We start from the raw sequence: 12,612 nt of genomic DNA, 5'->3' as shown, positions 1-12,612 counted from the left end.
CGTCAGACCCGCTCCTTGACGAGCCGGAGCACCTCGGCGATCACCTCGTCCAGGTCCAGCGGCGTCGTGTCCAGTTCCACCGCGTCCGCGGCCTTCGCCAGCGGATCGGCCTTGCGCGTCGAGTCGAGGGCGTCGCGCCGGGCCATCGCGGCCTTCTGCGCCTCCACGGTCGTCCCGTCCAGCTCGGCCGTACGGCGCTGGGCACGCGCCTCGGCACTCGCCGTGAGGTAGATCTTGACGGGCGCGTCCGGCGCGACCACGGTGCCGATGTCGCGGCCCTCGACCACGATCCCCCCGCCGGGAAGGGACTCGGCGATGATCTCCCGCTGCAGGGACACCAGCCGGTGGCGCACCTCGGGCACCGCGCTCACGGCCGACACCGCGCCGGTCACATCGGCGCCGCGGATCGGCCCGCTGACGTCAACGCCGTCCACGGTGACGCCCGGCGCGTCGGGGTCGGTGCTCATCGCCAGTGCGGGCTCGGCGGACCTCGCGGCGATCTCGGCGGCGTCCTCCAGGTTCACGCCCCGCTGGAGCATCCACCAGGTGACCGCGCGATACATGGCGCCCGTGTCGAGGTATCGCAGGCCCAGCGCCCGCGCGACGCCCCGCGAGGCACTCGACTTGCCCGATCCCGAGGGACCGTCCATGGCGACGACCAGACCCGACACCGGCTCTCCTTCTCCCCTTCGAATCGTCGTCCCCGAGGCTACCGGGATACCGCCGGAAAGCATGCATCGGCGGCGGGACAAGGCTTCCCGTTCGATCGCCCGGCGGGCGACCGAACGGCCTCCCGGCGCGGTCCCGCCGGGCGGCCGGGCGCTCTCAGGGCTCCAGGTCCGCCGGCAGCAGCTGCTCGGTGAGCAGGCGCCGCACGCGGACGGCGCGGTCGGGATGGTCGAGCCAGGAGCTCAGCAGCCGCCACCCGTGGTAGTAGCCGAGCGTGTAGAGCCCCATTCCCGCCGTCCGCAGTGAGCCCAGCACCGCGGCGGCCTCGGCGTCGGAGAGCAGGGCCCAGCGGGACAGGTAGTCCGCGATCTCATGGTCCGGCCGCCCCTCCGCGACCAGGAACGCCGCGTTGGCCCAGACGCCGAACAACGCGGTGCGGGCCCGGTGGACGGCGGCGAAGTCGCTGCCGTCGGGGGCGATGCCCTGCTCGGCGAGGACGTTGCCGGTCAGCCACGCCTGGGCCTCGTCATCGGTGAAGATGATGTCCTGCGCGTGCAGCCCGAGGCCTTCGCTGATCACGAACGACGGCCCGAGCATGAACCGCACCTGCTGGTCGAGCCGGCCCTGCTCCTCGATCAGCACCAGCTCCTTGAGCATGGACTCGGCGATGTGCCCGGGGTGGCCCTCGTGCGCGACCACGTACAGCAGATCGGCCAGGTTGAACGGCAGATCGGCGTTGATGAAGATCGTCGAGCGCAGCCCGCCCGCGTAGTGCCCGGCCGCCAGGTAATGCGCGCCGCGCTGCAGCCGGCACTCCACCACCTCGCCGTCCGGCAGCGGCACCAGGGCGTGCGTACGCCGGCGCGTCTCGGCGACGGCCCGTTCCACGAGGGCGGGCAGCCGGTCGAGCCGTTCCACCGGCAGCGTGTGGGCCGCCTGCCAGGCCCGCAGCCGCTCCGCCAGCGAGCCGGACCCTCCCGGCCGGCCCTGGCGGCCAGGACCGGGCAGCGCCCGGCGATCGACAGCGGGCAGCGCCCGGTCGAGCTGGGCGTGGGCCTCCTCGAACACCTCCCGCGGCACCCAGGGCGCCTCGACGCCCAGGCACTGGCGGGCGTACTCCGGCAGCGGCAGCTCCTCCCCGGCGAGGCGGCGGGCGACCGCGCGCAGCGCCCGCACCTGCGCCGTCAGATAGCGGACGCGCCCGGGTTCGAACGGCGGCCCGTCCAGCAGGGCCTCGGCATCGTCGGCCAGCCGTCCCGGTGGAGGCGGATCCTCCCGTTCGACCTGCTCGCTCCACTCCCGCGGCCCCCGGTAGACGAGCATGGTCGCCCCGCCGTCCCCGGTCACCTGCCGGTTGACGCGCAGCGCCAGCAACGCGTATCCGCGCAGCCACTCCTCGGGTGTCATGCGGCATCTCTCCCTTCCACGACACGACCCCGGAGCCGAAGCTAGCTGTACGGTTGGCCGTACGCCGTACGGAAGGAGGAGCGGATGTCCCGGCAGCGACCGCCCGCCGTCTGGTTCACGGAGGAACAGCCGCGCAAGCCCCGGCTGTCGCGTGAACGCATCGCGCGGGCCGCCGTCGACCTGCTCGACGCCGAGGGAGTGACGGGCTTTTCCATGCGCCGCCTGGCCGCCCGCCTGGACGCGGGGGTGATGTCGGCCTACGAGTACGTCCGCGGCAAGGAGGACGTGCTCGACCTGGCCATGGACCAGGTCTTCGCGGAGATCGAGCTCGACGACCCGGGCACCACGCCCTGGCGCCGGGTCCTGACCCGGCAGCTCCACCAGAGCAGGCGGGTGATGAAACGCCACCCCTGGCTGCCGTCGCTGATGGCGGTCCGTCCCCTGCTGGGCCCGCACTTCCTCGCCCGCTCCGAGCTGTTCTACGCCGCGCTCGCGCGGGCCGGGCTGCACGGCCCCGAGCTGCTCGCCGCAGTCGGCACCCTGACGTACTACGTCCAGGGGTACACCGCGGCGGAGATCACATGGCGCGGCTCGGTCCGCGACTCGGCCGAGGAGACCGAACTACGCCGCCAGGCTCAGCGGTACCTCGACCAGCGCTCGGAGCTCTATCCCGCGCTGACCCGGCACGCCCAGCTCGCCGACGACGACTTCGACGGCCAGTTCCAGCGGGGGCTGGACCTCATCCTCGACGGGATCCAGGCCCGGCTCGGGCACGAGGCGCAGGACCACCCCGGGCACGAGGCGCAGGACCGCTGAGCCCGGCGTGCGGCCGCCGGGCTCAGCCCGGCACCTGCCAGCCGCGCTCGCGCAGGCCGTCGGTGAGCGCTCCCGCCGCCTCCGGCTGGACGTACAGCTCGGCCGCGCCGAGCGGCAGCCCGGAGGCGTGCTCCAGGCGGATGTCCTCGATGTTGACGCCCGTCTCACCCGCGGCCTGGACCAGGCGGGCCAGCTCGCCGGGGCGGTCGCCGATGAGCACCTGGACCACGGCGTACGTCCGCGCCGGGCCGCCGTGCTTGCCGGGGATCCTGCCGGTCCCCCGCACGCCGCGCGACAGCAGGTCGGTGACCCGCTCCATGGCCGCGCCGTCGCCCGCCAGCGCGCGAAGCGACCGGGCTGCGGCGCTCAGGTCGGCCACGACCGCCTCCAGCACCTCGGCGACGGGCAGCGCGTTGCCCGCGAGGATGCCGGTCCACAGCGCGGGGTCGCTGGCGGCGATGCGGGTCACGTCACGCACGCCCTGCCCCGACAGCCCGAGCGCCGTCTCCGACGCCTCCGCCAGCCGGGCCGCCACTGCGGCGGCCGTCACGTGCGGAGCGTGCGAGACGACCGCGACGGCGCGGTCGTGCTCGGCCGCGTCCACCCGCACGGCGTTACCACCGCACAGCGCGATCAGCCCCTCCACCGCGGCCACCGCCCGCGGGGACGCCTCGCCGGTCGGGCAGTACGCCCACGGGCGGCCGAGGAACAGGTCCGCGCGGGCCGCCGCCGGGCCGGACCGCTCGCGGCCCGCGAGCGGGTGCCCCGCGACGTACGCCGACAGGTCGCAGCCGAGCTGGGCGGCCTGGGCCAGCGGAAGCGCCTTCACGCTCGCCACGTCGGTGTAGAAGCGGGCGCTGTCGCGCTTTTGCAGGTCGAGCAGTTGCTGCGCGACGAACTGGGGCGGCACGGCGACGACCGCGAGGTCCACCCGCTGCTCGCCGGTCCAGTCCTCCCCCGCGCCCAGCTCGCGCGCGAGCCGTACGGCTCCCGCGTCCCGGTCGGCGAGGAAGACCCGCACGTCCCGCTGCCGGAGCGCCAGTGCGATCGACGTGCCGATGAGGCCCGTCCCGACAACGACCACGCTGCCGATCTCGGCGTCCTCGATGGGAGTCATCGTGCTCTTCCTGCCGTCGCCGTCCCCGGGTGCGCTGTCCCGCGACGGATGTCTCGTGGGTGGATTGCCATGATTCGCCGGCCGTGCCGCCCCGGCGTGGTCCTTCCGCGTACTGCTTATTGGGCGATGTCCACGCGCAGCGCCACGGCGCCGCGCAGGTACACGTGCTGGATCTCCTGCCGGGGACGGTCGGTGTGCACGTGGGCCATCAGCCGCACCACGCGCGGAAGCGCGCCCGGCACGTCGATCTCGGTCGCGCACAGCAGGGGCACGTCGTGGAACCCGAGCTTGCGCGCGGCCAGCGCGGGGAACTCGGCGGTGAGGTCCGGCGTGCACGTGAAGATCACGCTGATGACGTCGTCGGTCGTGAGGTTGTTGCGCCCCATCACCTCGGTCACCAGCTCGGTCGTCCCGGCGAGGATCGCGTCACGATCGTTGCCGTCGACCTGGATGGCTCCACGGATCGCCCGCACCATGTCGTTCCCCTTTCGCTGGGCCGGGCCGGTCTCCTCCGGAGGGCCAGCCCGGCCCATTTACGTGGCTTTCAGCCAATTCTTGCCCGGCTTGCGGCTTTCGCCGACCGCGCCGAAAGGCTACAGGCCGACCGCCGCGTACAGCTCACCGATTTCCTGCACGGTGAGCGCTCGTACGGTGCCCGGCTTGAGGCGGCCGAGCTTGACCGGACCGAACTCGATGCGGGCCAGGTCGATCACCCGGTGCCCCACCGTCTCCATCAGCCGCCGGACGATGTGCTTGCGGCCCTCGTGCAGGACGACCTCGACCAGCGCCTGCTGGCCGTGCTCCTGCACCACCCGGAACTCGTCCACCTTGGCCAGGCCGTCGTCCAGCTCCACACCCTTGCGCAGCACCTTGTGCAGGTCGCGCGGGACGGGACCGGGCACCTTGGCCCAGTACTTCTTCTGCACGCCGTAGCTCGGGTGGGTCAGCCGGTGGGCCAGCTCGCCGTCGTTGGTCAGCAGCAGCAGGCCCTCGGTCTCGGTGTCGAGGCGCCCGACGTGGAACAGCCTGGGCGCGAGGTCCTGCACATAGTCGTTCAGGCACGGCCGGCCCTCGGGGTCGTCCATCGTGCTCACCACGCCGATCGGCTTGTTGAGCGCGTAGTAGACGGTCTCCGAGGACGTCGGGATGCGCTTGCCGTCGACCCTGATGACCTGCTTGGCGGGATCGACGCGGGCGCCGAAGCGGCGCACCGTCTGCCCGTCCACCGTCACCCGGCCGTCGCCGATCATCTCCTCGCACGCCCGGCGGCTGGCCACCCCGGCCTGGGCGAGCACCTTCTGCAGCCGCTCGCCGCCCGGCACCTCGGTCGTGTCGCGCTCGTCGGTGTAGTCCTCGTCGTAGAAGTCCGGGTCGCGCAGCGGCTGCCGCGACGTCTTGAACGGGTTGCTCACCGGGCCGCTCACGCCGCGGCTCTTGGAACCTCCCACGGGCCGCGCCGCGCTCCGCCCGCCGGCGCCCGTTCCGGGGCCGCCGTTCCGGCCGCGCCCGCCGCCCAGGCGGCCGATCGTCTGCACCTCGTCACGGCTCACCCGGCCCCTGCCGCCGCGCCCCGCGCGGAAGTCGCCGCGCTCGGGCCGCGCGCCCTGTGTTTCCCGGTCGCCGCGCCCGCTCCGTGTTTCCCGGTCGCCGCGCCCGCTCCGTGTTTCCCGGTCGCCGCGCCCGCTCCGTGTCTCCCGGTCGCCGCGCTCGGACCATCGGCCCCGGGCCTCACTCTGGCCACGCTGGCTCCGGCTGTCCCGGTCGCCGCGCTGGCTCCATCCCTCCCGGTCGCCGCGCTCCTCGTCCCGGAAGGCCGGTCGCCCGGCCGCGCGCCTCGTCTCATTCCCCGTCTCGTAGCCGCCGTCGCGGTCGCGCGGCCGTTCCCGGCCGCCCTCCGGCCTGCCGTACCGGCCGCGTGAACCGGCCCCCTCCGTACGGAACGAGGGGCGGCCCGCGGAGAAGGCGTCCCGGGAGCCGCGCTCCCGGCCGGTCCCCCGGTCACGGTCGAAGTCACGCTCGAAGCCACGGTTGCTGTCGCGGTCGGAGCCACGGTCGGAACCACGGTCGAAGCCGCGCTCGAAGCCGCGGCCTCCGTCGCGGTCGCCGGTACGGCCGCCCTCGGGCCTGCCGTACCTGCCGCGGGAACCGCCCCGCTCGGCGCGGAAGGGGGCCCGGTCGTCGTCGCGATACCGCTCGCCGCCGGAACGCGCGTCGCGGCGGCCGGTGTCGCCGTTACGACCGGTGTCGCCGTAACGGCCGCGGGAGCGGTCGTCGCGGGCGTCACCGCCACGGCGGTCGCCGTACCGGTCGCCACGCGGGGCGTCCTCGTCGCGGAACCGCCGGGAATCAGACCTGTCGGACCTGGAGTCCGGCCTGGAGTCCGGCCTCGAGTCCGGCCTGGAGTCCGACCTTGAGCCGGACCTGGAGTCGAAACCGTACCCGGACCGGGAATCAGGGACGCGGGAACCGCCGCGCCGGTCGCCCTGGGGGCGGAAGCCGCCGGATCCGCCGCGGGATCCACGTGGGCTCGCGCCCTGCTGACCGGTGCTCCGGCTCCGACCGCGTCCCTCACCGGACGGGGTGCCACGCCTGTTGTTCACTACTTCTGCTCCTCGAGAATTTCCACGTCGTCCGGGAGGAAGGGGGCGAGTTCGGGAAGCTCGTCGAGGCTCCGCAACCCCAGTCTCTCCAGGAAGTAACTCGTCGTCCGGTAGAGCACCGCCTGGCTCTCCGGGTCGGTTCCGGCCTCTTCCACGAGGCCGCGTGCGACCAGCGTCCGCATGACGCCGTCGCTGCTCACGCCGCGCACCGCCGCCACCCGGGCCCGGCTGACCGGTTGCCGGTAGGCGACTACGGCGAGGGTCTCCAGCGCGGCCTGTGTCAGCCGCGCCTGCTGGCCGTCCCTGACGAACCTCTCCACCAGCGCGGCGCATTCCGCCCTGGTGTAGAAGCGCCAGCCTCCGGCCACCTCTCGCAGGTCGAAACCCCGTCCGGAGGCCGTGTATTCCTCCGACAACGCGCGGAGCGCGGCGGCGACCTCCGCCGTCGGGCGTTCGAGCACCTGCGCGAGGGTCACCTCGGCGACCGGCTCGTCCACCACCATCAGGATCGCCTCGAGGGCCGTGGAGAGTGTGGGGCCCTCCACCGGCTCCGCCTCGGACTCCCGGGCCACGGAGGCCGGATCCGGCGATCCGGGGCCGGATGACGCGAGCGCGCCGCCGTCCCGCCCCGTCACATCGCCGACGGAGCCGGAGGGCTCGCTGCCGGGACCGGGGGTGTCGCTCGCTTCCATCGCTCCTCGCTCGTCGTGCGGTGGTCTCGTCGTCCGGTGGTCTCGTCGTGCGGTGGTTCCGTCTCCGCCGCCACCAGGAGTTCGGCGCCGCCTCGATCCGGCTGGATGCCGCGGCCCGCCTCACTCGTCCCGTGCGGCCGTCGCCTCGGCGGGCCGCTCCTCGCGCCGGCCCTCGTCGTAGTCGTCGCCGACCGTGACGTCGCCGTCCGCGGTTCCCGTCCAGGTGACGTACAGGTCGCCGAGCGGTTCGACCTGTTCGAAGGAGACCGCGGCCTCCCGGAACAGCTCAAGGACGGCCAGGAAGCGGGCGACGACCTCGAACGTCCCCGCGCAGTCGGCGGTCAGCGCCCGGAAGGTCGCCGTGTGCAGCCGCCTCAGCCGCTCGACAAGGATAGCGGCTTGCTCCCGGACGCTGGCCAGCGGTTGGTAGATGTGCGAGACCGACACCGACGGCGGGGCCTTCGGCGTGAAGGCCCGTGCCGCGATCTTGGCGAGCTGCTCGGGCCCGATGCCGAGCACGAGTTCCGGCAGCAGGTCGGCGAAGCGTTTCTCCATCGGCACGGCGCGCGGGAAGCGCAGCGCCTCCTCGGCCATCCGGCCGGCGAAGATCTTCGCGACCTCCTTGTACGCCCGATACTGCAGCAGCCGTGCGAACAGCAGGTCGCGGGCCTCCAGCAGGGCGAGGTCCTCCTCGTCCTCCACCTCTCCGGTGGGCAGCAGCCGGGCCGCCTTGAGATCGAGCAGGGTGGCCGCGACGAGCAGGAAGTGGCTCGTCTGGTCGAGGTCCCACTCCGGGCCCCGCGACCGGATGTACGCGATGAACTCGTCGGTGACCTTGTGCAGGGACACCTCGGTGATGTCCAGCTTGTGCTTGGAGATCAGCCCGAGCAGCAGGTCGAACGGCCCTTCGAAGACGTCCAGGTGCACCTGGAAACCGCTCGGGGCGCTCTCCTCGGTCCCCTGGTCGGTCTCCTGGCCGGTCGTCACACCTGCCATTGTCCCCTACCGGCGTGATCGCGCGGCACCTACGACGACATCGCTGTCAGACGCGGGCGGGCCACCTGGCCAGCAGCTCGCGGGCCAGCTCACGGTAGGCGGTGGCGCCCATCGAGCCGGGGTCGAACTGCGTGATCGGCTCCCCCGCCAGGGTGGCGTCGGGGAAGCGAACCGTCCGGTTGATGACCGTATGGAACACCTTGTCGCCGAAGCCCTGCATGATCGTCTGCAGCACCTCGCGGGCGTGCAGCGTGCGGGGGTCGTACATCGTGGCGAGCAGGCCGTCGATCTCCAGGCTCTTGTTGAGCCGCTCCTGGACCTTGCCGATCGACTCCATGAGCAGCGCGACGCCGCGCAGCGCGAAGAACTCACACTCCAGCGGGATCATCACGCTGTGCGCGCAGGTCAGCGCGTTGACCGTCAGCAGGCCAAGGGACGGCTGGCAGTCGATCAGGCAGATGTCGTAGTGCGGCAGCAGGGGCTCCAGCGCCCGCTGGAGGGCGTACTCCCTGGCCACCTCGTTGACGAGCCGGATCTCCGCGCCGGACAGGAAGATGTTGCTCGGCAGGAGCTGCATGCCCTCGACGGTGGTGTCGAGCAGCACGTCCTCGACCGTGACGTCCGGCTCCTCCATGATCAGGTCGTAGACCGTCGCCTCGAGCGGCCGTGGGTCGATGCCAAGACCGACCGACAGCGCGCCCTGCGGGTCGAAGTCGACGAGCAGGACCCGCTGACCGACCTCGGCGAGCGCGGCGCCCAGGTTGATCGTGGTCGTCGTCTTGCCGACGCCGCCCTTCTGGTTCACCATCGCGACGATGCGCGCGGGTCCGTGCGACTCCGGCGGGGTCGGCTCGGGGAACACCGGACGTGGACGGCCGGTAGGCCCGATCGCGCCGGGAGCCCCCACCCACGTCCCCTCTGTGGTCGCAGTCACCTGTTGGTCCTCCCTGACGGCCTTAGAACCTGATCGAATCTAAAGGGTAGGCACGTGGTCGGCAAGGCGGCGCGCCAAAGGCCCGCGAGATGCGCCTTCTTAATGCAACGCACGGGGATGCGCCGCCGCGTAGACCTCCCGGAGCTTGTCGACCGTCACCAGGGTGTACACCTGCGTGGTGGTCACCGAGGCGTGCCCGAGCAACTCCTGGACAACCCTAACGTCGGCGCCCCCGTCCAGGAGGTGGGTTGCGAACGAATGGCGCAACATATGTGGCGATACACCGGAAAGTCCAGCTCGTTCCGCCGCCGCCTGCAGCACCTCCCAGGCGCCCTGCCGGGTGAGCCGCCCGCCCCGCGCGTTGAGGAACAGCGCGGGCGTCCCCCGGCCGTGCGCCGCCAGCCGGGGCCTGGCCCTGACCAGGTACGCGTCGAGCGCCTGGCGGGCGAAGCGGCCGAGCGGCACGATCCTGGTCCGCCCGCCCTTGCCGCGCAGCCGCACCTGGTCCTGGTCGGGCTCCTCGTCGTGGACGGCACCCGTGGGCACGTCGTCCACCGCCAGCCCGACGGCCTCGGAGATCCGGGCGCCCGTGCCGTACAGGACCTCCAGCAGCGCGCGGTTGCGCAGGGCGAGCGGCGAGTCCTCCGGGCCGCAGGCGGCGATGAGCCGCTCGACCTCCGCGACGGTGATCGCCTTGGGGAGCCGCCGGAGCTGGCGCGGCGGGCGCACCTCGTGCGCGGGGTCGTGGCCGGCCACGCCCTCGCGCAGGGCGAATCGGTGCAGCCCGCGTACGGCCGACACGGCGCGGGCGGCCGAGCTGGCGACCAGCGCCGGGTGGTCCTCGTCGCCCTCCCGCAGCGCGGCGAGGAAGGCGACCACGTCCGACTCGGCGACCTGCGCGAACGTCTCGAGCCCGCGCGCCCGGAGATGTTCGACGTATCGGCGCAGGTCACGCCGGTAGGAGGCGAGCGTGTTGGCAGACAGCCCCCGCTCCACCGCCAGGTGGGCGAGGTAGCTGGACAGCACCGCCTCGGGCTCGCTCAGGACGTCTCCCTACGGACTCATGCCTCCGGCGCGTCGGCGGGACGAAGGCCCTTGAATCCGTCGGCGGAAGCAGCGTATGCGGCGAGGATACCGGCGACGGCAGGAGAATTGTGGATCATTCCGCTCAGCACCTTGTCGACCGCCGCACCCAGGGGAATCCAGGCCGCCGGCATGTCGGTCTCCTCGTGGTGGCGCACGTACGTGTTCTCCTCGTCGGGGATCGGCTCCACGTCGCGCGCCAGGAAGACCCGGATCCGCTCGTCCGACATGCCCGGGGAGGTGTGCAGGTCGACCAGCGTGTGCCACGTGCGCGCCCGGTAGGCGGCCTCCTCGGCGAGCTCGCGCGCCGCGCACTCCACCAGCGGCTCGCCCGGCACGTCGCGGATGCCGGCCGGCAGCTCCCACAGCAGGCGCCGCACCGGATGCCGGTACTGGCGGATCAGCAGCACGCGGTCCTGGTCGTCGAGGGCGAGCACCGCGACCGAGCCGGGGTGGACGACGTAGTCGCGGTCGGCGGTCACCCCGCCGGGCATGTCCACGGTGTCGGTGCGCACCGTGATGATCCGCCCGGCGAAGCGCTCGGCCGAGGCGACGACGTTCCAGGACTCCTCGGCGTCCTCCACCTTCATCGTGTTCTCCGGCATGTTCTCGGCCGTCACTTGGCCCGCCCGGCCTTCGCCACGTTCTCCCGCCGGCCCGCGTACTCCAGCGCGGCCTGGACCAGCCCCTTGAACAGGGGGTGCGACCGGGTCGGGCGGGAGCGGAACTCGGGGTGGGCCTGCGTGCCGATGAAGAACGGGTGCTGGTCGGTGGCCAGCTCGGCGTACTCGACGAGGCGGCCGTCGGGCGACAGGCCGGAGAACACCATGCCGACCTTCTCCAGCCGCTCCCGGTAGGAGTTGTTCACCTCGTAGCGGTGCCGGTGGCGCTCCTCCACCTTGGCCTTGCCGTACAGGCGGCGGGCCAGCGAGCCCTCCACGAGCTTGGCCGGGTAGAGGCCGAGCCGCATGGTGCCGCCCATGTCGCGCTCACCGGCGACGACGTCCTTCTGGTCGGCCATGGTGGAGATGACCGGGTTGATGGTCTCGGGGTCGAACTCGGTGCTGTCGGCGTCCTCGATCCCGGCCAGGTTGCGGGCCGCGTCGATGACCATGCACTGCATGCCGAGGCAGATGCCGAGCAGGGGGACGCGCTGCTCACGGGCGTGCCGTACGGCGCCGACCTTGCCCTCGATGCCGCGCACGCCGAAGCCGCCGGGGATCAGCACGCCGTCGACGCCGTCCAGCTCGCGGGCCGCGCCCTCGGGGGTCTCGCAGTCGTCGCTCTTGACCCAGCGGATGTTGACGCGCGCGTCGTTGGCGAAGCCGCCGGCGCGTAGCGCCTCGGTGACCGACAGGTACGCGTCGGGCAGGTCGATGTACTTGCCGACCAGCGCGATCGTGACCTCCTTGGCCGGGCGGTGGACCCGGCGCAGGAGCTGGTCCCACTCGGTCCAGTCCACGTCGCGGAACGGCAGGCCGAGCCGGCGCACCACGTACGCGTCGAGGCCCTCGGTGTGCAGGACCTTCGGGATGTCATAGATCGAGGCCGCGTCGACGGCGGAGACCACGGCGTCCTCGTCCACGTCGCACATCAGGCTGATCTTGCGCTTGAGCGAGGTGGTGATCGGCCGGTCGGAGCGGCAGACGATCGCGTCGGGCTGGATGCCGATGCTGCGCAGCGCGGCGACCGAGTGCTGCGTGGGCTTGGTCTTCAGCTCCCCGCTCGGGCCGATGTACGGCAGCAGGGAGACGTGCAGGAAGAAGACGTTGTCGCGGCCGACCTCGTGGCGGACCTGCCGGACGGCCTCCAGGAACGGCAGCGACTCGATGTCGCCGACCGTGCCGCCGACCTCGGTGATGACCACGTCGACGTCAGGGCCCGCCATGCCGCGGATGCGGTCCTTGATCTCGTTGGTGATGTGCGGGATGACCTGGACGGTGTCGCCCAGGTACTCGCCGCGCCGCTCCTTGGCGATCACGTTCGAGTAGACCTGGCCCGTGGTGACGTTGGCGGAGCCGTGCAGCTCCGTGTCGAGGAAGCGCTCGTAGTGGCCGATGTCGAGGTCCGTCTCGGCCCCGTCGTCGGTGACGAACACCTCGCCGTGCTGGAAGGGGTTCATCGTGCCGGGGTCGACGTTCAGGTAGGGGTCGAGCTTCTGCATGGTGACGCGGAGGCCGCGAAGCTTGAGGAGACGACCGAGGCTGGAGGCCGTGAGTCCCTTGCCGAGACTGGAGGCGACGCCGCCGGTGACGAACAGATGCTTGGTTTGTGCGGCGCTGCGCAAGTAGAGCTCCC

Annotated in this window: 12 protein-coding genes; 1 reads left to right on the top strand and 11 read right to left on the bottom strand. The window is 72.5% G+C overall.

From position 1 onward, the window contains the following. Positions 1-2: 2 nt before the first annotated feature. Positions 3-650 carry a (d)CMP kinase gene (cmk, locus tag ABZ857_RS27310; RefSeq protein WP_357047944.1) on the bottom strand — a complete coding sequence of 216 codons (648 nt, stop codon included), beginning with the start codon at positions 648-650 and terminating at the stop codon, positions 3-5. 175 nt (positions 651-825) lie between these two features. After that, positions 826-2,076, bottom strand: a complete 1,251-nt coding sequence (locus ABZ857_RS27305) for a hypothetical protein (protein ID WP_357047711.1) — start codon at positions 2,074-2,076, stop codon at positions 826-828. Between the two features lie 84 nt (positions 2,077-2,160). Here ABZ857_RS27305 and ABZ857_RS27300 point away from each other — a divergent pair, with 84 nt between their 5' ends. Further along, complete coding sequence (locus ABZ857_RS27300; protein WP_357047708.1) at positions 2,161-2,892, top strand: TetR/AcrR family transcriptional regulator C-terminal domain-containing protein; 732 nt, start codon at positions 2,161-2,163, stop codon at positions 2,890-2,892. Between the two features lie 22 nt (positions 2,893-2,914). Here the strand turns inward: ABZ857_RS27300 and ABZ857_RS27295 are convergent, their stop codons facing one another. The 9 genes from ABZ857_RS27295 to ABZ857_RS27255 all read right to left on the bottom strand — a co-directional run bounded on the left by ABZ857_RS27295 (position 2,915) and on the right by ABZ857_RS27255 (position 12,601). Then, positions 2,915-4,009, bottom strand: coding sequence for a prephenate dehydrogenase (locus ABZ857_RS27295; RefSeq protein ID WP_357047705.1), 1,095 nt, complete (start codon positions 4,007-4,009; stop codon positions 2,915-2,917). A gap of 116 nt (positions 4,010-4,125) precedes the next feature. Further along, positions 4,126-4,485: a chorismate mutase gene (aroH, locus tag ABZ857_RS27290; RefSeq protein WP_357047702.1), complete on the bottom strand. Its 360-nt coding sequence runs from the start codon at positions 4,483-4,485 to the stop codon at positions 4,126-4,128. Positions 4,486-4,602: 117 nt separating this feature from the next. Then, positions 4,603-6,609 carry a pseudouridine synthase gene (locus ABZ857_RS27285; RefSeq protein WP_357047699.1) on the bottom strand — a complete coding sequence of 669 codons (2,007 nt, stop codon included), beginning with the start codon at positions 6,607-6,609 and terminating at the stop codon, positions 4,603-4,605. Then, a complete protein-coding gene (gene scpB, locus ABZ857_RS27280) occupies positions 6,609-7,301 on the bottom strand; it encodes an SMC-Scp complex subunit ScpB (protein ID WP_357047696.1) in 693 nt (230 codons plus the stop codon). Before scpB ends, ABZ857_RS27285 begins: the two co-directional genes overlap by 1 nt. Before the next feature lie 120 nt (positions 7,302-7,421). Beyond that, complete coding sequence (locus tag ABZ857_RS27275; protein ID WP_357047693.1) at positions 7,422-8,297, bottom strand: segregation/condensation protein A; 876 nt, start codon at positions 8,295-8,297, stop codon at positions 7,422-7,424. A 46-nt stretch (positions 8,298-8,343) separates the two neighbouring features. After that, positions 8,344-9,204, bottom strand: coding sequence for an AAA family ATPase (locus ABZ857_RS27270; protein WP_275414070.1), 861 nt, complete (start codon positions 9,202-9,204; stop codon positions 8,344-8,346). Between the two features lie 126 nt (positions 9,205-9,330). Then, the gene (locus tag ABZ857_RS27265) at positions 9,331-10,257 is read right to left on the bottom strand and encodes a site-specific tyrosine recombinase XerD (RefSeq protein WP_357047691.1); all 927 of its coding nucleotides are present in this window, start codon (positions 10,255-10,257) and stop codon (positions 9,331-9,333) included. A gap of 35 nt (positions 10,258-10,292) precedes the next feature. After that, the gene (locus ABZ857_RS27260) at positions 10,293-10,919 is read right to left on the bottom strand and encodes an NUDIX hydrolase (protein ID WP_357047940.1); all 627 of its coding nucleotides are present in this window, start codon (positions 10,917-10,919) and stop codon (positions 10,293-10,295) included. Positions 10,920-10,930: 11 nt separating this feature from the next. Next, positions 10,931-12,601 (bottom strand): CTP synthase, encoded by a 1,671-nt coding sequence (locus tag ABZ857_RS27255; RefSeq protein ID WP_357047689.1) that lies wholly within the window; start codon positions 12,599-12,601, stop codon positions 10,931-10,933. Positions 12,602-12,612 lie beyond the last annotated feature (11 nt).

It is taken from the genome of Microbispora sp. NPDC046933 (assembly GCF_040644635.1).
Taxonomy (GTDB): Bacteria; Actinomycetota; Actinomycetes; order Streptosporangiales; family Streptosporangiaceae; genus Microbispora.
This window is presented reverse-complemented; position numbering and strand designations above follow the sequence as displayed.

Coding starts and splice junctions, on each gene's coding strand:
- cmk (WP_357047944.1), bottom strand. CDS start 650: ATGGACGGTCCCTCGGGATCGGGCAAGTCGAGTGCCTCGCGGGGCGTC.
- ABZ857_RS27305 (WP_357047711.1), bottom strand. CDS start 2,076: ATGACACCCGAGGAGTGGCTGCGCGGATACGCGTTGCTGGCGCTGCGC.
- ABZ857_RS27300 (WP_357047708.1), top strand. CDS start 2,161: ATGTCCCGGCAGCGACCGCCCGCCGTCTGGTTCACGGAGGAACAGCCG.
- ABZ857_RS27295 (WP_357047705.1), bottom strand. CDS start 4,009: ATGACTCCCATCGAGGACGCCGAGATCGGCAGCGTGGTCGTTGTCGGG.
- aroH (WP_357047702.1), bottom strand. CDS start 4,485: ATGGTGCGGGCGATCCGTGGAGCCATCCAGGTCGACGGCAACGATCGT.
- scpB (WP_357047696.1), bottom strand. CDS start 7,301: ATGGAAGCGAGCGACACCCCCGGTCCCGGCAGCGAGCCCTCCGGCTCC.
- ABZ857_RS27275 (WP_357047693.1), bottom strand. CDS start 8,297: ATGGCAGGTGTGACGACCGGCCAGGAGACCGACCAGGGGACCGAGGAG.
- ABZ857_RS27260 (WP_357047940.1), bottom strand. CDS start 10,919: ATGCCGGAGAACACGATGAAGGTGGAGGACGCCGAGGAGTCCTGGAAC.